The sequence below is a fragment of the Olivibacter jilunii genome, assembly GCF_900607235.1.
Taxonomy (GTDB): domain Bacteria; phylum Bacteroidota; class Bacteroidia; order Sphingobacteriales; family Sphingobacteriaceae; genus Olivibacter; species Olivibacter oleidegradans.
This window is the reverse complement of record NZ_LR027849.1, coordinates 454,803-474,010: the sequence shown is the minus strand read 5'-3', so window position 1 is coordinate 474,010 and position 19,208 is coordinate 454,803. Positions and strand designations below refer to the sequence as shown.

The window sequence follows — 19,208 nt, the reverse complement described above, 5'->3', positions numbered from 1 at the left end:
GCTTGTGGATGAACAATAAGGATATGGAGTACAGGTTCGAAATCAAAAAAAATCCGATATAGGAAGCCATATTCCGGAAAAATAAATCAAATGCAATATGCCAGCTAACCTGTGGCCCTTTTGCCTTAATATCAACTACCGTCAGATGTGATTTTCCTTTTATGCTGAGCTCCCCATTGAGCTAAAGCAGTAATGATATCTTTTAATGATTTACTGTATTCGGTAGGTATATATTCTACGACGACCGGCGTTTGATCGGCATATACATTTCTTTCAACTAAAAGATTTACTTCCAATTTTTTCAATTCGCTTGAAAGCATTTTTGCAGAAATACCCTTTAAAGTACGCTGTATATCGTTGAACCTGGTATGTCCCCCCAAAATTGCGATCATCACCCTTATTGTCCACCTGCCGCCAAGAACATATAAAGCATCTTCGGTTGATGACAGCCGATTTTTGCACTGTATCTGTGAATATTCCAATTTATTTGTCGCCATTCCCTTCTGTTTTTTCTTTTAGCAACTAACCCAAAAGTTACTACTTACTTTAATGTAACTACTATAATTCGGTTAGCTAATATAGCTAATTTTGCAACACCCTGTTTTAAAAGAGGTAAAGAAATGAAAAAAATATTGCACATAATTTCAAGTCCGAAAAAAGCTAATTCTGCGAGTAGAATGCTGGGAAAAAAAGTGGCTGAAAAATTAAAAGAAAAATTTCAGCATGTGGAAATTAAGGAATACGATCTCAATACAATTCCGCATTTAAGCGAATCCCATATCAATGCCTTCTTTACATCTACTGAAAACCGGACAGATGAGCAGCAACGAGAAATAGCCATTTCCGATCGGGCCATTACTGATCTGATCGAAGCTGACATTTTAATAGTTGAAGCACCGATGTACAATTGGAATATCCCTTCAACATTGAAAGCGTACTTTGACCAGATCGCCAGGCCCGGACTTACATTCCGTTATACCGGAAAAGGAGCTTTACCGGAAGGATTACTGAAAGATAAAATTGCGTATATAGTAACCTCATCCGGTGGAATATATACGGAAGGAGAATTGAAGGCCTTCGATTTTACGACCAATTATGTTCGGTTTTTCCTTGAGCTTATGGGAATTGAGGTTGCCAATATTTTCAGGGCAGACGCCCAGGCAATACTGGGACCGGAAGATGCTATACGGAAAGGAATTGAAAGTATTGTTATAGCATAAACAATCTAGGAACACAAAACTCAAAAAAATAGAAAAAAGGGATCATTAAAACTTAAAAAACAAAATATGATTTTAGTTACGGGAGCAACGGGCCGGTTCGGCTCAAAAGCGGTTGAGCATTTAGTGAAAAATGGAGTACATCCTTCGGAAATTTCCGTTTTGGTCAGAGATTCAGCCAGGGCAGGTCGTTTAAAGGAACAGGGTGTTCAGGTAAGAGAGGGTGATTATGCCGATCATACATCTATGGTAAAAGCCTTTCAAGATGTGGAGAGATTGTTATTGGTTTCCAGCAATGATAGAGGAGCCATGGAGAACCGTACCCAACATCACAAAAATGCGATCAGGGCTGCTAAGGAAGCAGGCGTAAAACATCTTGTATATACATCCTTTGTAAGAAAACCAGGGTTTGAAGGTTCGCCCATAAGCAGCTTTCAAAATTCACATGTTGAGTCCGAACAGTATTTAAAGGAAAGCGGCATGGAATACACGATACTTCAGAACGGTATTTATGCTGAAATGATTCCGGTATTTATCGGAGATAAGGTCGCTGAAAACGGAACAATCGTTTTTCCTGCCGGGGAAGGAAAAGCAAGCTGGGTGCTTCGGGAAGAACTGGCGGAAGCCGCTGCCAACGTTTTAACTACCGACGGGCATAAAGGTAAAACTTATACACTGACCCATACCGAATCGGTTGGTTTTAAAACCATAGCCGGGGAAATTTCCGCAGTATTGGACCGGGATATCCATTATAAATCTCCCGAAATGGGTGAATTTAAAACAATGCTGGAAAATGCCGGAGTTCCGCAGCTGTATATTGGCATGTTTGCCATGTGGGCCGCAGCATTGGCAGCGCACAGCCTGGATAAAAATGATGAAGCATTGACCATGTTATTGGGCAGGAAGCCAACATCCGTTCGTGAATTTTTAAAACAGATTTATAGCTGACCTGCTCCCTATCGAAACTTTGAAAATAAAGTGCTGTCAGATTTTGACAGCACTTATCGGGGAATAAATGATTTCGCTAATGTTACCCGATAGTCAGTTATTTCATTCTTTCTTTACAACGGTGCCAATACAGGCTTCCCGCACGGCCTGTTCGTCGAGCCCCATATATCTGGCAAATTCAGGAAAAGTAACAGGTTGGTGAGGTCGCTTACCTAAAGCCACATGGACCGTCCGCAGCAGCCGTTGTGCATGGCGGATACCTTTTCCGGTAATGATCGTAACATCCTTGGGGTAAATATAAAGTCTGTGCTGATTCATAACATACAGGTTTGGAGTCTTCGCTTCCTAAACGAAGACTAAGGTTCACAAAAACATATTATCCGGAGAGATGCCTCACCCCCTCTTTAGCCGATATCCACCCGCTACTTTGCCGCTAAAAGCCCGTTTTTACTACCCTAAAGGCGAATATAGCGTGTATATACCGTGAATAGGCGGCGGATAGGACCCGAAGGAAGCCCCTAGTAAACCAGATCTCTCCCTTAGTTTCAAAAATAACGGGCAGTATAGAAACGGGCAAGGTTTATTTGGGTATAAAAGCGACATTAAGGAAAAAAGAAGCCTAAATAGCACCATTAGCGACCCAGCGGTATACACGCGACCGCCCCTATTTTTATTCCTTGCACCTTTGTCTTGTTGTTAAACGCTACCCAATTCAAGAGCCCGATTTTCCTTTGTCGGACAGGGCCCGTCGATAAAGCGAATAGTGGGTTCCGTAAGACGGTAGCTAATTTTTACAATCATGGCAAGACAGAAAAGTTTCGTCAAATTAGAAGGAAGAATCGGGGATTTGACCTTCTACAAAACCAAAGATGGATATCAAGCAAGAGAGAAAGGCGGTGTAAGCGCCAGCCGTATCGCTAGCGATCCCAAGTTTCAGCGGACGCGCGAAAACAATGCCGAATTTGGCCGGGCCAATGCATCGGCAAAGAAACTGCGGGATGCCTTTCGTGCCTTCATTCAGCTCACGTCCGATTCGCGCATGCCTAACCGCTTGAACAGCCGGATGATGCGGGTGCTCAAAGCGGATGCGGTAAGCGATCGCGGGGAACGCAAGATACTGGATGAAAATCTCGGCATTCTGAACCGTTTCAGCTTCAATGCCGCAGCACTGCTATCCAATACATTGTTTGAAAAGGTGGAAAGCGTTATTGACCGCAGTACCGGAACAGGCGGTGTTTCGCTGAAAGCGCTTGACCCGGCGGTAAAAATTGCCAAGCCAGCGGGCGCTACGCATTTTCAGTTCAGTGCGGCACTTGCTGCAGTTGATTTCAGTGCCGGTGAAGAGAGCGATTATGCATTCGACATGCAGGAAAGCGACTTATGGCCGCTCAATGCACTGATCGAGGCGACGGAGTTGAGTACCAGCCTTGCACCCGCGAGCATTGGCGAACTGCCGCTGTTTTTGGGTTTCGGTGTTTCCTTTTATCAAGAGGTTAACGGTAAGCACTACCCGCTTAACAACGGCGCCTTCAATTCACTTAGCATTGTCAAAATCGATACCATATGATGATGTTATCTCTTCTCAGGACCTATCATCCTGAAGGAACAAACGGTTTGCTCTCTTATGAGGGCAAACCTGTTTGCAAAACCATTGAGCTTCCGTGGCGTAATAACAAAAAGCGCGTCAGCTGCATACCCACCGGAACCTACAGATTGATCCGCCGAATGCACCAGAAGCACGGTGATCAGCTAGCCATTCCGAATGTACCGGGGCGCGAAGCCATCCTGATCCATCCAGCCAATTTCGCGTTAAGCGAACTACAAGGCTGCATTGCACCCGTTAGCGAGCATACCGGTTACGGTAAAGGCACTTACAGCAGAAAAGCCTTGCAGGCCTTGAAGGATCTCGTTTATCCAGCCTTAGAACGCGGAGAAGAAGTATTTCTTAATATACAGGAATACCTCTGGATCGTCGAAATCCAATGGGAACAGGAGTAATAACAGTTAATTCAAGATTAAAAAACCATTATGAATAATCCGAATATTTCAAAAGAAGAAAGTAAAAAGAATACCTTAAAACAGCTGAAAAGCGGCATTCATTTAGCAGCGCAGTTAATTTTAGCTTCGCCCTTAAAACTTCCCATTAAATTAATTCAGGGAGCCAAGTATGCCGTGTTAGCCATCAGCCTAATCGATGGCTTATTCGAAAAGGAAAAGGAATCCACAACAAAAAGCGAGCTTGTTGATGAAAAAGACGGGGCTTAGCATCGGTACGGTAAGCGGTACAGTTTGCAGTACCCTACCCTTTATCAGTACACAAGAGCTGTTGCGTACCATTGTTTTAGCAGCTCTTGGTGCTACCATCAGCTTTTTGGTAAGCTACCTGCTTCAAAAATGGCGCAAGGGAAAATAGTTACAGGAAGTGGGTTTGTAAAAAATCCGCTTCCTTATTTTAACGTCTCCCACAATGAAACAATTCACTGTTCGTTTAAGTATCAATACAAGCGCCTACCCCCAAACACGCAAATACAATTCAAACACTTCCTTACTTTCTTTAATGATTAATTGATGTTTACCGCGGTGATGAAGCTTCAAGCGCGTCCGAACGTTCGTCAAACCTATCTGGCGGCCTTTATGCCTTGCTGCCCGGTTAATTCCATTCTTTGCGTGTACCACTAAGGAAGCATCCGCAAGGGTAATCGAAAGGCAGGCCGGATAATCCTCCACGGTAACCAAGCCGTGCTGAAACATATTTTCAGCGACAGTCAGTAGCGTTAAAGGAGCCAGTTCAAACGAAGCCACTCCTTCTCCGATTGTTAAATTAAAGAAAAAGAAACTTCCCGATGCCGCTCGTTTCATTGCAATTAAGTTTTTTAAGGCTTCCAATTCCGCTTCCAGCGGCTGCGGACGGTGGTACTCTTTGTCTACAATGATTCCGCCATGTTCCTGTAGCCAAACAATCAACTCTTGCGCTTCTGCCTTTTGCTCTTTAGCAACTGAACTATAAATAGCACTCAGGAAATTGTTTAGAAAATGGGAACTGATCGTTATTCGTCCATCTTGCAACAAGAGGTTATAACCGAATAAGCGAAGGAATCCATACAAAGAAGACACAAACAAAAAAGCTAAGAAAGGTTGCAAAAAAGGTGTTGCATTAGCGACCTCAAATAGCGGCAAAAAGGTGCTAAAGTCCCAATACATATCACCAAATAAAGAGCTAATCAACACATAAACCAGGCAGTAGGTTGCAAACTCAGCAAAAGGTATAAATAGAATTTTAAGTGCATTCCAGCCCTTCAAGCGCAAAATGTGAGGGATAACATAGCGGCCGTGGAGGTAGAAGAACAGGATATTCACCGAAAAATAAGACACATAATTTTCCCAATAATCCAATTCATCTTCAAAAAGCGTAAATAGGCCGACGTGGTAGGCTATGTATACCAGCCACACAAGTACGTGAACCCAAACGTGTTGACTTCGCTCATACCAATGGGTTAACATTAGGCGGATGAATTACGTTTGGCCGTCCACGATAGTAGCTGGAGCCGATGAACAAAAGCTTCCCTAAAATTCGGCTGAACCGTAAACTCTTTACCGTCCGCCATGGTGATGTAATTCCCGAAAACCTTTACCACATGTTCGATCGCAATCAGGGCAGATTTGCTGATTTGTACCAAAGCAATTAACTGATGTAAAGACATATAGGCCTTTTGCAAGGTTAAATGAACTGTATACACATCTTCTTTGGTATGCACACGGATGTAGTTTCTATCGGATTCTATATACAGAATATCCTTGAGGGCTATACTATCCAATTTACCGGAGAGTCCTTTCACAAAGCGAACATTTGCTTCGCGAAGCAAGGTGTCGCTTGCTTTGCTGTTTCGCTGTTGTAAGCGATCCAACGTCTGAATAAGTTTAACGGGTCTTATTGGCTTAGAAATAAAACCGTCCACACTTTTTTCAAAAGCTTCAAAGGCATATTTTTTATAAGCCGTGGTAAAAACAATCCACTTAGTAAAAGGCTTCAAGATACCTACCGCTTCGATACCCGATATTTCGGGCATCTCCACATCGGTAAAAATGATATCGACCGGACCATTTTTTTGCAGCCAGGCGCGGGCCTCATGCACCTGTTCAAATAGGTGTTGCATGCGCAGTTCCGGAACAGATCTAATCGCATCGGCTGCCTGAAAAAGCGCACCCGTTGAGTCATCAATAATTATGCAGTTTAATAACATGGTATAATGTTTAGGAGTGATAAAACCGTTAAATAAGCTAAATATCAAAAAAATCGATTTATTTAACAACAATTAATTAACCAAAATGCCTTTTGCAACCATTTCATCCAAGCAATTCAACCGAAATCGACTTAATTTTTCATTTCGTCCAAGTTTTTCGCGATTTAGATTCAAAGCTTAGATATTTACTTCCATCTCGAGAAATTAAATAAACAATCACAAAGTTATGAACAGGAAAATGATAAAGCTTGCAGGCTTGGCCGGTATGGTTATGGCCTATTGGATCGCTACACAGCAGACAGCTCATTTAAACGTACCTACAAACGAAATCGATTTATTCGATACGGAAATGGATTTAAGAGATTTTATGGGCCTTACGGCAGCAACTCGTTCGTTCATCACTACCCGTGGTGGCGATGAAACCATCCAAAAACCTGAGGGCGATTGGGCTATGTATGAAACCTTATTGGCAAACTATGAGTAAACAGCAAAAGCTGCTTCTATTTTGCGCCGTGCTGCACTTGTTGCATATCTTGGTTGTAAATAGTATTAGTGGAATAAACGCTTATAACCTAATTTATAGACAAGCGGCTAGTGGACACTTTAAAGAAGCTATTGATAAGGTTTTATCAAGCGATGCTTGCCGTCTTTACGGTTTGGTCAGTGGCACGGCATATGGCTACGGTTTCTTTGCACCGCATGTCGCCAGCCAATACATGAGCAGCTTTCGGTATTTCAATGCTGAGGGAAAGCTTTTGCGCCAGGACCAGTTGCCGGCGGAAGCCAGCATGGAGGGCTTGCAGCGTTATGCCATATGGCTCGACCAATTTCAACGTTATCTGCACGAGCGGGCGGAAGAAAATGCTTCCGCCCGATTTTATCGCCGTTACCTGGAAGCTAGTATACGCAACCTGATGAAGCACCTGCTAGCGCAAGCGGACCAGGCCAGTAGCCTGCATTGCACCATTTACCTTCATGAGCCGCCAGCCCTAATAGAAGCAGGGAAAAGCGCAAGAGCCGCCAAAATTTATGAACATTGCCTAATTAAATAAAGCCGAGATGAAAGATTTTCACCCAGTAGATCGAGCATTTTTCCAAGTGCTCCGGAAAGTTTTTGCTTTTGTTTTCGCCAGTAATCTGCTGATACTCATGCCCGACTTCGAGCTTGTTTACGGCAGCGAAGGATGGATTGATGTAGACCTGTTGCGGATGACGCAGCAATTTCCCGCTTTGGGCATCCAAAGCCTAATAATGGGTTTACAATCTATCGGATTCACTGCCTCGCAAAGCACATGGTTCATTATGGGTCTTTACCTCATCCTTTGCGGTGGCCTGGCCTTCACCCCTTACTGGCGGGCATGTGTGATTCTTCTATTGCTATTGGATGTAAGCATCTTCAGTATCAATCAGTCTTACAGTTATGGAGCAGATGCTATTAGAGCTTCCCTTCTCTTTTACCTGGCTTTAACACCGCGATGCCCCGGTTTCTACCTATGGCTTTACATGCGCGTAGTGCAGATTCATCTGTGCTTGATCTATTTTTTCGGAGGTCTGCTCAAAGCCATGGGCGGCACCTGGTGGAATGGAGAAGCCGTTTGGAAAGCCGCTAACCTCCCCTATTTCCAAGCACATGGCAGCTGGCATTTAGAGCTGCTAGCAAACAAACCATGGTTAGCAATTATACTAGGCTGGCTGGTTGTTCTGCTCGAACAGTTTTATTCCTTGGCCGTGTACAGCGGGAGGCCCCGCTTTATGTGGATTACTATCACATGCCTTATGCATGCCTTCATTGCCTACTTTATGGGGCTTTGGCATTTCAGCATGCTTATGATCAGTTGGAATATAGCGGCCTTTATTATCGGCCCAATGATCCTGAAAAAATACTACCCTAAAAACCAATTTATGTTTAACGCAAGTCGGCGAGCCAAAGACGCTGCCTCCGCCCTGGAGCCGCCGGCTTAACAAAAGAAAGGAGGAACCGTGCTGTATCCCACGGGCTTTACATGACCTTAAAACCAACCAACTCATTATCAAATCAAAAAAAACATGGCAGAATCTTTAATAAAACTCGAATTTCCAAATTCACTCGGCAAGCCAACTTTAAATCATATGCTGCCGAAAACCGCAACTTATCGATTAGGTTATGCCCTATGCAATTATTGGGAACACCAAGTCTATTCTGTGGTAGAACAATACTACCGTACCAAACATATCTTCCTTTACCTTGGAGAGATAAAAACAGACGTAGATCTATCCATCATTTTACGTTGCTCCACTCCGAACATCTATTGGATTTACCAATTGGAAGACGAATATTTATTGGTAGTCAATTGCAAACACCGTAAAATCCCATTAAAACCAAAAGAAAAAAACTATCAAGCAGTTTACGTCCCGTCAGGCGATCACCACAGCCACTTCGAAAAAGGAACCCATTGTCTCGTCTTTTATTTTGTAGTAGATGAAGAGTTGTTGTTGCGCTTTCGGAATACTTCTTTACATTTCATAAAAGATCTACTGGATAAACTGAAGGAATCGCACGAAGAATTTGCTGCTAGTTTACGGTTACCTATTGATGCACATGTTTTACGCCACTTAAACAAGCTATTACATCATCGTAAATTAGATGAATTGGAACTGGAAGGAGAAATTCCACTGGCTATCATCCGGCTTATTGTAATCGCTCGATCTGCCTTCTATCTGCGGCAGCAGCATATCCGATTGGACGTTGAACGCTTAGCGGAAATCAGGTTATTTATCAAGGAGAATATTGATATAGGCAATATCTATACCGTATCACAAATTGCCTATCGGTTTGACATCAGCCCTTACCAACTACGCTATGCCCATAAACAGGCCTATGACCAAAGCCTACAAGAGTACATTACAGATTTAAGATTAAAGGAGGTTTACCATTTAATCAAAGAGGAAGGGTTTAGGCCCTTACAAGCGGCTTATGCCATGGGTTACACTGAAATCAGAGCCTTTCGAAGACAGTTTATCAAACATTTCGGTATCACGCCGAATGATCTTTTCCGAAGTTGACGAAGATTCTTCTGAACCGTCATCAAAAACAGGGTATAATTGCTCTATCAATAAACAAAAACCAACACTTATGCCCCCTTTTTGTGTTCATTTATGCCCCCCTTAACCTTTAAATGGGCTGTAAATTTGTCCTAAACAGGCATTTTTGCATTTTTCCGATAAAAAAAGAGATGCAATATTCACTTACTATTGCATCTCAAGTATTTGATAAACCTTAAATGAACCTCATTTATGGAAAAACCGTTACATATCGACATCCCTGATCGTTATCTGCCGGACATTGACTTTAACACGAAATGCCCGGCAACGGCGAGTTACAAACTGGATTATGCGGCATGCAATCACTGGAAGCATCCTGTATTTTCAATTACCGAACAGTATTATAACGCAAAAGATGCCTTCATCAGTTTTCTGCAAATAGATACCCGGGCGGCACTTGACATTCCTGTGCATTTTGCTTTACATGATCTATACTGGTTCTATCCATTTGCAGGCACCTTTACCATCAGCGAAGGTTACCGCTGCGGAGCATTTATCACGGAGATACCTGATAACGAATATCGCATTGCGTACATACCCCCTATTGAATGTTCGCTCAGAGTGGCGAGTGGAAAACACGTACTGTTCTATTTTGTCATTAAAAGCTATTGGTTAATGCGGCGGCCCACACATCGCATGGAAGAATTGCAGAGCTTATTTGCGAAACTGCGTGCACAGCTAATGGAAAGCTATACCATACCGGCGCTCGATATTCGAGCCAAACACCGGCAGCTAATTCTATCACTTTGCAGACAATCTAAACGACTGCCTGTAGAGCAGGATTGTGTGGTATATGACAAAGTGGTTCAATTACTGGCGCTCAGTTTGAGCGATCTGGAAGCACCTGAAACACCTATTGTTTCCAAATCGCTTCAACTCTTAGACGCTGTTCACGAATTGATCAGCGAAAAGATTGCCTATTCGGCACCTGTGGTCATCAATGAAATTGCATCCGATTTCGGTGTATCCACACAATACCTGTGCAGAATACACCGCAAGTATTATCAGGTAAGCTTGAAACGCTATATCACCGAACAAAAGTTCAACTATGCCCGTATGCTTCTGGAACATGCGGGCCTGGATATCAACACCGTGGCCCATCGTTTAGGTTACAGCCAGGCCAGCCCATTCTCCAAGCAGTTTGCACAATACTTCGGATCACCTCCATCCACTTACAGAAAAAAGGAATAAAAATAGGTTTACGATAAAAAGAGGTTTCGAAAAAGACATGCGCGAGGTTTCGATTTGATATAACACTCAGGGGCCTTTTGTTAAGATCTTTACTTCATGGAAACGACAGGTAGGTATAGCCGAACAATAGGCAACAGTTCCATGGGTCAGCCGGCTGCCGAAAACAGATATGTGGGATAAATCGGCAGCCCGCTTATGTAAAAAGAAGAAAGTTTAAAATGAAAAAGGCAAGCGCATTAAAACGATTTCTGAAAAGCGAACAGACGGTCATCATCCTCACTACACTGCTAACGCTTTTATGGGCGGTGACAGCAGGAATAAAACTGCGGGATTATAAAACGTTTAAAAACCAAATGGATTTACAACCACTATTACCTTTCCTTAAAGGAACTACCAAACTGATCTTAATACCATCCGAACTATTAGCCGCATTACTTTTAGTGCTGGAAAAGACTAGACGATTCGGTTTAAAGATGTCGCTCTGGCTGCTTGTCATTTTCAGCGGTTATATTATCTTCTTGTTTATAACACAGCCACATTTACCCTGTGCCTGCGGTGCTCCCTTCAAACAACTCTCTTGGTGGCAGCACTTACTGTTCAATTGCACGTTCATAGCTCTCAATATATGGGCGTTAATTCTGTACCGAAAAAGAAAGGAGGTTAAGATGGGACCATGAGTATATACCTCGGAGATCGCTACTAGGTAGTGGCCTAAGGAACAACATAGAAACTTTTACTAAATCAAAAAACATGAACAACTTCATCAAAATCCTGCCAGCTGCAGCTATAGTAGTTGGATTGGTAGGTAGTGCTTTTACAAGTACTCAAAAAGCGCCGACAAAATCGGCACAGCAACAATTACACTGGTATCAGTTTGATGCGGCAAACAATGTCGTAGGTAATCAGATCGGGACCGGGATGATTTCGAAAGAAGATGCTGAAGCCGCTACAGGTTGCGAGCCCCTTGTTTCACCTGACTGTGCGAGAGGTTACACCAGCGCACAAACGCCTGGGCAACCTCAAAGTCAGCCTCAGTCGGATTATCTTAGCTTCCAAGACTAGGATAATCTAAACTTGCTGAATTACTGATCCGCATACAATGCGGATCAGTATCCTTTACTCTCGCTCTTTAAAAACCAAGCAAGTTTGCTTCCTTTTTTCCTCTTTCAGAACTAGGCCATATTCCGCCAATTCCTTTATCAACAATTTATTATCCTTTGCTTGCAAAGCTGCTGGGCTAAGGTCTATATCAATGTTCCCTTTAAAATCGGATTCATCCAACAGTGCCATGCCCCGGGTAATTTTCATGCGTGCCCTTAAGCGATGCACCAAGGTTGCAAAAGGCATGTTCCTCATTTTAGGTTCCTTCACCTCCATCTGCAAAATTACCGCATAAAGACTGTCTATAGACTGCCCCCCTTTCGATTCCAGTTGTTTGGTTTTTTTCATCTTCAATACCATACAGGGGATTTTACGTTCCTGCAAGGTAACCTCCAAGTTAAATTTATTCATTAAATCTTCCGCCATCGCTTCTCTAAATACTGCCTCGCTCGCAGCTTCGCACACATAATCATAAGTATAGATATAGTGTTGATAATGAAAGTCAATCAACGCCTTATCCTTTGGAATCCGGTATGGCAGCGTATTTTCCATTTCATAAATCACTGCGTTTTTAGGAAACAGGTCCATATCCATCAACGGAATGTAAGCCGTTTTGAATAACCCTTCTACAGCATTCGACGTAACGGAGAAGCGCCATTTACCATTTTTATGGACAAAAAGATGATTCCCGGGATTAATGTCTTTTTTAGATCGATACCTTGCCAGATAGGAAAAAGATACAGCGCTATCCACCATGGCATCATAAATCCGCTGTGTGGAGCGTTTCTCCTCTTGGTCGATATCTACAAATTCAACCGTAGATAGGTTCAACGTATCTCGATTGATAAAAGCCTCAATATTGGCTTCTGTAGCGTTCCATCCATGGGTGATATGTTTTACCACACGATCCGCATCAATCCACACATGTAACGGATAAGCATTCTGCGGAAAAGCGGCCGACAATGGCCCCCCGCCTGTGACGATAGGTACCGAAGGTAGTTTGATGCCGGTCCGTTTGCTCCGCCATCGTTCGGTCGAATCGCGACTTTCATTGTTCACCAGAATAATCTGTAGGTTGTCTCCGTATTTTTGTTGTAGAGAGTCTACCTTCGGAAAGCTCTCGATGCAGCCTTTACATCCATGGCTCCAGAAATCTAGAATAATCGCTTTGCCTTCAAAATCGGATAAGTGAATGGTAGAACTAGAATAGCCGATTACATCATTAATCTCAAAATCAGGAACAGTATCCCCTATTTTCAGCACCTGTCCGTATACGGAACCCATTGCAGGTATTAATCCTATAAATACCGGAAAAAAAGTTCGTATTATCTTATTAATCATAACCTTCATTTTGTTTAAGTTGTGGATTTCGGTTTATTTCAGTTAATGGAATGGGAAGTTGCGCTGCGAAGCTTCTCCAGGTAGGTTTCAGCGTGCCCAGCACCTGATCTATGCGGTTCGTTCGTTTCAGATCGAACCAGCGGTGTGCCCACTCTGCAAAAAGTTCCCGTTTCCGCTCATTAAGTATTTCGTTGATCATCTGTTCTGCTGAGAAATTTGTGGCATCTATGGGATCAATCCCGGCTCTGTGCCGCACGATATTAAGATCTGTCGCCGCAGCCATTAGATTACCCGTTCGTACCAGCGATTCTGCCCTGATCAGGTACATTTCTGCCAGGCGGATAATAATATTATTCTCTTCATATCTCGAGCCGTCACGAAGCTTATATTTGTAAGGATAATGGTAGGTTTCCTCACCGATGGTACGTTCACCTATCCAGTCTCTCTTTCTCCTGTCCTTTTCATCATAGCTTATTACCAAGCCTTCATACAAGGTATAGTTAGGTCTGGCAGTAGCAGAGGCCGGAATAAAGACATTTCCCTCAACCGTATTCCTCGGATTCCCCTGAAGTGGTTTCATGGCCCATATTGTTTCAGGGCTGTTATCAAGAAAAACGCCCGATGTTGAATCCAGCTCAAAACGACGGCTTTCGATCACTTCATTTGACAACTGGAAGGCCGCTTCAAATTCCTCACGGTAGAGGTGCACGCGGGCAAGCATAGCCTTGGCTGCCATGGCTGAGGGGTAGGCACCTATGTGGTTGTTATTAAGATTTGAAGCTGCGTAAGTTAGATCATCTAGTATCAGCTCATAAACGTCATTGCTGCTGGCCCGGCTCAGCTTCGCATTAAACCTAAAATCACTGGATATGGGTATTGGGATATCACCGAAGAGATTTACGAGATAAAAGAAATAAAAAGCCCTCAACAACTTCGCCTCTGCCAATAGCTCCGTCCGTGCCTGTTCCGTCAAGCGGCTATTGTCACTTAGCCCTTCAATAATCGTATTTAGATGGTAGATAAGGTTGTAGGATGAATTCCAGAAATTAGCTCCGATGGTTGATAAATTGGATGTCAGCGCATTTTGGGCAAAGGCGTCGGCCACCGTATTGGGTGCGGTATTAAGCAGCTCGTCCGCTGCAAGACCCATATAAACAGAAAGCCCTCCGCTTGCCAAATGGAGGTTCGCCCCCATAATCTGACTGTATACGCCTGCCATCGCCGTGCGGGCCGTTTCCTCGTTTTCAAAAATGCGCTCCGTGAGAATTTCATTTTCAGGTAGCGGAATGTCGACAAACGAGCTGCAGCTTGATGACATAGCTAATCCGCCTAAAAGCAGTATTTTTAAGTAACTGTATAGCTTCATTGATTTTTTCATTTTAAAAAATTGCCTGTAGGCCTAAGGTAAAAGTTCGCAAGGGCGGCAGCATCAGCAAGTTCTGGTTCTCAGGATCGGCCCCTTTATAGCCTGTCCAAGTAAGCAGGTTCTGCCCTTGCATATAGATTCTTAAATTTCTCAGCCTCATCTGCGTTAACCATTCAGGTTTAAATTGGTAACTCAACGAGAGCGTCTTAAATCGGATAAAAGAGGCATCGCTATAAGCCGCGGAGGAGTTCAACAAGCGTGAATTAGCGGTGTACAATGGATTGCCCGCCCGCGATGTTAGCCGTTGGAAGACCGCTTCGTCTCCAGGGCGTTGCCATCGATCATTCACAAGCTGAGGTTGATTAAAAATGAAACCCGGTGGATACGAATACATATTGGCATAATAATTCTGTCCCGTCTGTTTTCTGAATTCAAAGAAACAGTGCAGTTCAAAACTGCCAAGGTTAAAGGTATTGGACAAGCCTCCGAAAAAGACAGGATCGGTATGACCTACGGTAAGATAATCCGATGCATTCAGGTTGCCATCACCGTTCATGTCGTCGTACATGTAGACTCCGGTTTCGTGGTCTATCCCCAGGAAGCGGTAAGCTTTGATCACATTCAATGGTTGGCCGATCTCGTAGCGGTTAACATAGCTCGATCCTTCCAGATCGGGGAAAACCAATAACCGGGTTTTCGGGAAGGTAATATTGATCGCTGACGACCATCGGAAGTCCTTTCTTTTCACATTTTCAGTAGAAAGTGATAGCTCCATACCCTTATTTTCCACCAGGGCATCGAGGTTCTGCACCACATTATTGAAACCCGTTAAAGCAGGCAAAGCGTAAGACACCAGCTGATTACTGCTTCTATTCCGGTAATAAGCAGCGGAAAACAGCATTCTGTCGTCCAGAGCTCCAAGCTCAAGGCCGAACTCAAATTTTTTATTGATTTCCCATTTGAAATTAGGGTTGTACAAACGCGACGGCCTCAAACCACCCAACCCATCATAGGGTCTCAATGTAGAAGTCCACGTATCCAGATAAAGATAATCACCGATCTGATCATTGCCTGTTACGCCATAACTTGCCCGAATTTTTCCGAAACTTAGAAAGGGCAAACCATTTTTTATCCACTCTTCGTTGCCGAAGAGCCATGCCGCTCCCAGTGCGCCGAAGTTGGCAAAACGATTTTCCGGTCCGAAGCGACTGGAACCATCCCTCCTACCGGTCAGATTTATAATATACGTATCCTTCCAGCTATAGTTCAGCCGGCCGAAAAGTGCGGTATAGCGATAGAGCGAAAAACTATTGTTGGCATTAAGATTTGCGGCAGCATTCATAGAATACAGTAACAAATCATTGGCAAAACCGGTTGCCATGATGGTGCTGTTCCGGCTATCAAGCGACTGCCAGGTGGCGCCCAGTAAGACATTGAACTTGCCGCCGCCCCACTGTTCGGTAAACTCCAGCTGTGGTTCAATAATCCAGCTTTTCCCGTTCCCATTGGCAAAATTGGCGGAGGGCGCTGCTCCGCTTTGGGGATCGATGGAAGTAGAAGGATTTGTCGAGCGTTCTTCCGACACGATCGAGTTATAGCCAAAGTTACTTCTGAACAGGAGCCCCGGAGAGATATAGTAAGTGGCCTGTAAATTTCCGATTAAATTGGCCGTATGCCCGCGGTATTTTCTTAATAAATAGGCATATGGGTTCTCGAGCCCGAGAGCTGCAAAGGATACACCACCTTCGCTGAATTTCAGCCTGTTCTTCTCATCACGAGGTGCAGGAAAATTGGGCGGGAGGTTCACATAAAGCGTCAGGTCGCGGGCCGTAAGATCGCTGATATTGTAGCTGTACATTCCCGAGAAATTCAGTTCCAGCTTATTATCTGGTGTTCGATGATCCACTCCCATGCTGACACTTGTCCGTTTACCGGCCTGATCGCCGGGAAATACAGTCCCCTCCCGTCTATAGCCTACACCTAGATTAAAGCGAGTGTATTGGTTACCGCCTGAAGCGCGAAGCTGCATATCTGTTGTAGAGGCAATCCCGCCAATCAACTCTTTCTTCCAATCGGTATAACGTGTAGTATCCCAAAGTAAGAGATCGGGAGCTGTGGCGGATATTGGTTCAATGCCATCGTTTCGGAAAGCCTCTCTCCGCATGGCTAGGTATTGTTCAGTATCCATAAAATCCATCGTTCGAGTAACCGCACCCCATCCGGCATAACTCTGAAAATTCAATCGGAACTCCCCTGCCTGGCCTTTCTTTGTTGTAATCAATATCACTCCGTTGGCTCCCCTACTTCCGTATATCGCTGTCGCATCCGCATCTTTCAATACTTCGATACTTTTAATATCGGCCGGGTTGATGAGATTCAGCGGACTTAGTCCGCCCTGACTGGTTTGCGTGGGATTATTGGCAGCCGTTATGAGCTGGTTGGCAATTTCATTGCCCATAAGGAAAGGTACACCGTCTACAATGAATAAAGGATCGTTCCGTGAGCGCGCCAGATCCAACGATGACCTGCCTCTTATCTGCACATTGATTGCAGCCCCCGGTACGCCGCTGGTTTGTGTCACCACCATACCAGGCACCCTACCTTGTAGGGCCGCTAACGGATTACCCACAGGTTGTTTGGCAATATCTTCCGCCGTCACTTTGCTGACTGAGCCCGTGTTCAATCTCCTTGTGGTTTGCCCATAACCTATCACTACTGCCTCATCCAATACGTTTTCATTAGGTATCAGCCGCACAGTTAGCACCTCTGAGCTTTTACCATCGAACGAGATTTCTTTTATCGCATAGCCTAGGTAGCTTATAATCAAGACTCCTTCCCTTTTATGCCCTTTTATCGTAAAGGCTCCATTGGCATCAGTCAATACCCTAATTTCGGTGTTTTTAATGGCTGCCGTAGCTCCCGGAAGTGGCTCACCGTCTGCCGAAAGAACTTTCCCTTTCAATAAAACATCTTGAAAAGCCACGCCGTGGGCAGCCTCCGGAGAGGAGGACTGCCGGGCGTGTGCCAAACAAACACAGAACAAGATCTTTAGGGTTATAAGGTATACGGTGTAAGGTTTAAGGACGCGCAGTCGCCTCCCGATTCTTATAGTTTCGTAGGCAGCATTTTGCGACGAAAAAAGGTATCTGCACCTAAATTCCCCCCACTTTTTTATGCAAATTTTAGTGGTAAAAAACCACCAAAAAACGCCTTTAAACCTTCTTAAAGCCCATTTTCCTGTAACTCGCGAGTTACAGGTAGTTTTTTTATTTATTTTTTGTATACAACCAGTCGTACTGAGAGGCTCTACCCCCTGCATCATCCCGTTGCAAAGCGGGATGAAGAATCTTTGAGCGCTTGGCATGAGCACATTCATCACTAATGATGGTTTGCGCGTAACGACCGTATTACTTTTTAGTTTAAATTGGGCAAAAAGCTCCCTGATGTAGCTTGTAAAAAGCTTCATTTCTGTAATGATTTAGATTGTTCATGCAAATAATTTGGTTTGAAAATCCGTACAGTGGGGCGCCTTCACCGTAAGGAGATGAAGCCATAAAATGGCCAAGCACCTTGCCTATTCGGGAGCGCTAAAGATGTTTCTTAGACAGAATTTTTTGTTAGGTTTAGCTATCATAACTCGTTCTATTAACGAGCCTCTTGCGGAGCTGGTGGGCGGTATCCCCTATCTTCCGCCGTTATCGAGGTACTGCAAGACCCTGACGCGGCTTCCAATAGGGGCACCTTTCCCGTGTATTTTTGCGAATTTACGAAAAATTCGGTCAAGGAAATCCCCTATGGCCTCGCGTCATTCAAAATTTGCAGTTTTCGATAACAAGGCTCATGCGGTTTAGCATAAAGCCAAACCTATATATTTTATAACTCGATTTATATTTATCGAATTTTATAATACAAATGTAGATAATTCTGCGCCATTTACAAAATAATTATCTACATTTTTTTTGCCTTCGTATTTTTAAAGTGTAACGGAGGGAAAATTGGCAAAAGAAACAATTACCAAACTTGGTTTATATCTATCAAGAAAACCACTAAGCCAAGCTAAACTAGCTAGGATGACTGGTATATCAAAGGATAGAATAAGTCGGTTGCACGTGGATCTAACAACTAAGCCGACAATTGATGAGGTGTATCTAATTTCTCTTGCTTTGGAAGTGAACCTGAACGAAATTGCCGCTTTTCTCTGTAAAGACTTAAAACTAAGACCTAAGTCAGAATGGGATGTTACCCCGAGTAAGAAAACGAAATAGGCCGTATCTAAACCTTTTCCATTATGCGAAATTTTTATTTGACATTTTTATTGCTGTTCATCTCTATAATCTCTCTTTGCCAAACTCTAGTGAAAAGGAAAGTCATAAGAGTGGCTGATGGCGACACAATAACTATCTTAGATTCAGATGACACGCAGGTAAGGATTCGCATGTATGGTATAGATTGCCCGGAAAGTCATCAAGATTTTGGTACAGTGGCTAAAAAGTTTACTGCAGATCATTGCTTTCAAAAGGTGGTGACGGTACAGGTTAAAGACATAGACAGGTATGGCAGAACCGTTGGCATTGTTCTTTTACCAGATGGAAACAACCTAAATAAAGAGCTGTTAAAGGCCGGGTTAGCTTGGCACTACAAACACTTCGATAATTCATCCGTCAGAGATTAATCCATCTTTATCAGATTGACAAAATTATACCGATTTTAGGCATTGCTTCA

General features: G+C 43.6%; 22 protein-coding genes. 15 read left to right on the top strand and 7 right to left on the bottom strand.

The genetic code is table 11. The features are described 5' to 3' along the window. Positions 1–131 precede the first annotated feature (131 nt). Positions 132–497 carry a winged helix-turn-helix transcriptional regulator gene (locus E0E36_RS08035; RefSeq protein WP_130855510.1) on the bottom strand — a complete coding sequence of 122 codons (366 nt, stop codon included), beginning with the start codon at positions 495–497 and terminating at the stop codon, positions 132–134. Between the two features lie 123 nt (positions 498–620). Here E0E36_RS08035 and E0E36_RS08030 point away from each other — a divergent pair, with 123 nt between their 5' ends. Together E0E36_RS08030 and E0E36_RS08025 are read left to right on the top strand one after the other, a co-directional pair. After that, on the top strand, positions 621–1,220 hold the full coding sequence (locus E0E36_RS08030) for an FMN-dependent NADH-azoreductase (RefSeq protein WP_130855509.1): 600 nt from the start codon (positions 621–623) through the stop codon (positions 1,218–1,220). Positions 1,221–1,286: 66 nt separating this feature from the next. Continuing rightward, positions 1,287–2,165 (top strand): SDR family oxidoreductase, encoded by an 879-nt coding sequence (locus tag E0E36_RS08025; protein WP_130855508.1) that lies wholly within the window; start codon positions 1,287–1,289, stop codon positions 2,163–2,165. A gap of 102 nt (positions 2,166–2,267) precedes the next feature. Here the strand turns inward: E0E36_RS08025 and E0E36_RS08020 are convergent, their stop codons facing one another. Further along, a complete protein-coding gene (locus E0E36_RS08020; protein WP_130855507.1) occupies positions 2,268–2,483 on the bottom strand; it encodes a hypothetical protein in 216 nt (71 codons plus the stop codon). A 481-nt stretch (positions 2,484–2,964) separates the two neighbouring features. Between E0E36_RS08020 and E0E36_RS08015 the strand changes: the two genes are divergently transcribed. From E0E36_RS08015 to E0E36_RS27690, 4 genes are read left to right on the top strand one after another with little or no spacing between them, the layout of a single operon-like run. After that, a complete protein-coding gene (locus E0E36_RS08015; protein WP_130855506.1) occupies positions 2,965–3,732 on the top strand; it encodes a hypothetical protein in 768 nt (255 codons plus the stop codon). Next, entirely contained in the window at positions 3,729–4,163 is a 435-nt protein-coding gene (locus E0E36_RS08010; protein WP_242627162.1) for a DUF5675 family protein, read from the top strand. The genes E0E36_RS08015 and E0E36_RS08010 overlap by 4 nt, the downstream gene beginning before the upstream one ends. 30 nt (positions 4,164–4,193) lie before the next feature. Next, positions 4,194–4,430: a hypothetical protein gene (locus tag E0E36_RS08005; protein ID WP_130855505.1), complete on the top strand. Its 237-nt coding sequence runs from the start codon at positions 4,194–4,196 to the stop codon at positions 4,428–4,430. Continuing rightward, positions 4,411–4,578: a hypothetical protein gene (locus E0E36_RS27690; RefSeq protein ID WP_165446941.1), complete on the top strand. Its 168-nt coding sequence runs from the start codon at positions 4,411–4,413 to the stop codon at positions 4,576–4,578. Before E0E36_RS08005 ends, E0E36_RS27690 begins: the two co-directional genes overlap by 20 nt. Before the next feature lie 95 nt (positions 4,579–4,673). On the opposite strand, the gene E0E36_RS08000 is transcribed toward E0E36_RS27690, so the two are convergent. Beyond that, positions 4,674–5,666 (bottom strand): histidine kinase, encoded by a 993-nt coding sequence (locus E0E36_RS08000; protein WP_130855504.1) that lies wholly within the window; start codon positions 5,664–5,666, stop codon positions 4,674–4,676. After that, entirely contained in the window at positions 5,666–6,406 is a 741-nt protein-coding gene (locus tag E0E36_RS07995; RefSeq protein WP_130855503.1) for a LytR/AlgR family response regulator transcription factor, read from the bottom strand. Before E0E36_RS07995 ends, E0E36_RS08000 begins: the two co-directional genes overlap by 1 nt. 226 nt (positions 6,407–6,632) lie before the next feature. On the opposite strand from E0E36_RS07995, the gene E0E36_RS07990 reads away from it, so the two are divergent. The 7 genes from E0E36_RS07990 to E0E36_RS07960 all read left to right on the top strand — a co-directional run bounded on the left by E0E36_RS07990 (position 6,633) and on the right by E0E36_RS07960 (position 11,740). Beyond that, positions 6,633–6,890 carry a hypothetical protein gene (locus tag E0E36_RS07990; RefSeq protein WP_130855502.1) on the top strand — a complete coding sequence of 86 codons (258 nt, stop codon included), beginning with the start codon at positions 6,633–6,635 and terminating at the stop codon, positions 6,888–6,890. Then, a complete protein-coding gene (locus tag E0E36_RS07985; protein WP_130855501.1) occupies positions 6,883–7,458 on the top strand; it encodes a hypothetical protein in 576 nt (191 codons plus the stop codon). Before E0E36_RS07990 ends, E0E36_RS07985 begins: the two co-directional genes overlap by 8 nt. Positions 7,459–7,465: 7 nt before the next feature. Then, positions 7,466–8,368 carry a hypothetical protein gene (locus E0E36_RS07980; protein ID WP_130855500.1) on the top strand — a complete coding sequence of 301 codons (903 nt, stop codon included), beginning with the start codon at positions 7,466–7,468 and terminating at the stop codon, positions 8,366–8,368. Between the two features lie 84 nt (positions 8,369–8,452). After that, on the top strand, positions 8,453–9,448 hold the full coding sequence (locus E0E36_RS07975) for a helix-turn-helix domain-containing protein (protein WP_130855499.1): 996 nt from the start codon (positions 8,453–8,455) through the stop codon (positions 9,446–9,448). A gap of 231 nt (positions 9,449–9,679) precedes the next feature. Next, complete coding sequence (locus E0E36_RS07970) at positions 9,680–10,678, top strand: AraC family transcriptional regulator (RefSeq protein ID WP_130855498.1); 999 nt, start codon at positions 9,680–9,682, stop codon at positions 10,676–10,678. Positions 10,679–10,896: 218 nt separating this feature from the next. Further along, a complete protein-coding gene (locus E0E36_RS07965; protein WP_130855497.1) occupies positions 10,897–11,355 on the top strand; it encodes a MauE/DoxX family redox-associated membrane protein in 459 nt (152 codons plus the stop codon). Positions 11,356–11,428: 73 nt separating this feature from the next. Next, positions 11,429–11,740 (top strand): hypothetical protein, encoded by a 312-nt coding sequence (locus E0E36_RS07960; protein ID WP_130855496.1) that lies wholly within the window; start codon positions 11,429–11,431, stop codon positions 11,738–11,740. 54 nt (positions 11,741–11,794) lie between these two features. On the opposite strand, the gene E0E36_RS07955 is transcribed toward E0E36_RS07960, so the two are convergent. The 3 genes from E0E36_RS07955 to E0E36_RS07945 are packed head-to-tail and all read right to left on the bottom strand — an operon-like array spanning position 11,795 to position 17,952. Beyond that, positions 11,795–13,120, bottom strand: coding sequence for a TlpA family protein disulfide reductase (locus E0E36_RS07955; protein WP_165446940.1), 1,326 nt, complete (start codon positions 13,118–13,120; stop codon positions 11,795–11,797). Further along, positions 13,113–14,486, bottom strand: a complete 1,374-nt coding sequence (locus tag E0E36_RS07950) for a RagB/SusD family nutrient uptake outer membrane protein (protein WP_165446939.1) — start codon at positions 14,484–14,486, stop codon at positions 13,113–13,115. The genes E0E36_RS07955 and E0E36_RS07950 overlap by 8 nt, the downstream gene beginning before the upstream one ends. A gap of 13 nt (positions 14,487–14,499) precedes the next feature. Continuing rightward, entirely contained in the window at positions 14,500–17,952 is a 3,453-nt protein-coding gene (locus E0E36_RS07945) for a SusC/RagA family TonB-linked outer membrane protein (protein WP_130855493.1), read from the bottom strand. Between the two features lie 529 nt (positions 17,953–18,481). Here E0E36_RS07945 and E0E36_RS07940 point away from each other — a divergent pair. Then, a complete protein-coding gene (locus tag E0E36_RS07940; RefSeq protein ID WP_278045538.1) occupies positions 18,482–18,751 on the top strand; it encodes a helix-turn-helix domain-containing protein in 270 nt (89 codons plus the stop codon). Between the two features lie 89 nt (positions 18,752–18,840). Further along, positions 18,841–19,158, top strand: coding sequence for a thermonuclease family protein (locus tag E0E36_RS07935; RefSeq protein WP_165446938.1), 318 nt, complete (start codon positions 18,841–18,843; stop codon positions 19,156–19,158). The last annotated feature ends 50 nt before the right edge of the window (positions 19,159–19,208 follow it).

Coding starts and splice junctions, on each gene's coding strand:
- E0E36_RS08035 (WP_130855510.1), bottom strand. CDS start 497: ATGGCGACAAATAAATTGGAATATTCACAGATACAGTGCAAAAATCGG.
- E0E36_RS07995 (WP_130855503.1), bottom strand. CDS start 6,406: ATGTTATTAAACTGCATAATTATTGATGACTCAACGGGTGCGCTTTTT.
- E0E36_RS08015 (WP_130855506.1), top strand. CDS start 2,965: ATGGCAAGACAGAAAAGTTTCGTCAAATTAGAAGGAAGAATCGGGGAT.
- E0E36_RS07950 (WP_165446939.1), bottom strand. CDS start 14,486: ATGAAGCTATACAGTTACTTAAAAATACTGCTTTTAGGCGGATTAGCT.
- E0E36_RS08025 (WP_130855508.1), top strand. CDS start 1,287: ATGATTTTAGTTACGGGAGCAACGGGCCGGTTCGGCTCAAAAGCGGTT.
- E0E36_RS08005 (WP_130855505.1), top strand. CDS start 4,194: ATGAATAATCCGAATATTTCAAAAGAAGAAAGTAAAAAGAATACCTTA.
- E0E36_RS08020 (WP_130855507.1), bottom strand. CDS start 2,483: ATGAATCAGCACAGACTTTATATTTACCCCAAGGATGTTACGATCATT.
- E0E36_RS08010 (WP_242627162.1), top strand. CDS start 3,729: ATGATGATGTTATCTCTTCTCAGGACCTATCATCCTGAAGGAACAAAC.
- E0E36_RS07960 (WP_130855496.1), top strand. CDS start 11,429: ATGAACAACTTCATCAAAATCCTGCCAGCTGCAGCTATAGTAGTTGGA.
- E0E36_RS07965 (WP_130855497.1), top strand. CDS start 10,897: ATGAAAAAGGCAAGCGCATTAAAACGATTTCTGAAAAGCGAACAGACG.
- E0E36_RS27690 (WP_165446941.1), top strand. CDS start 4,411: ATGAAAAAGACGGGGCTTAGCATCGGTACGGTAAGCGGTACAGTTTGC.
- E0E36_RS07970 (WP_130855498.1), top strand. CDS start 9,680: ATGGAAAAACCGTTACATATCGACATCCCTGATCGTTATCTGCCGGAC.
- E0E36_RS08030 (WP_130855509.1), top strand. CDS start 621: ATGAAAAAAATATTGCACATAATTTCAAGTCCGAAAAAAGCTAATTCT.
- E0E36_RS07975 (WP_130855499.1), top strand. CDS start 8,453: ATGGCAGAATCTTTAATAAAACTCGAATTTCCAAATTCACTCGGCAAG.
- E0E36_RS07945 (WP_130855493.1), bottom strand. CDS start 17,952: ATGAAGCTTTTTACAAGCTACATCAGGGAGCTTTTTGCCCAATTTAAA.
- E0E36_RS07985 (WP_130855501.1), top strand. CDS start 6,883: ATGAGTAAACAGCAAAAGCTGCTTCTATTTTGCGCCGTGCTGCACTTG.
- E0E36_RS07980 (WP_130855500.1), top strand. CDS start 7,466: ATGAAAGATTTTCACCCAGTAGATCGAGCATTTTTCCAAGTGCTCCGG.
- E0E36_RS08000 (WP_130855504.1), bottom strand. CDS start 5,666: ATGTTAACCCATTGGTATGAGCGAAGTCAACACGTTTGGGTTCACGTA.
- E0E36_RS07955 (WP_165446940.1), bottom strand. CDS start 13,120: ATGATTAATAAGATAATACGAACTTTTTTTCCGGTATTTATAGGATTA.
- E0E36_RS07990 (WP_130855502.1), top strand. CDS start 6,633: ATGAACAGGAAAATGATAAAGCTTGCAGGCTTGGCCGGTATGGTTATG.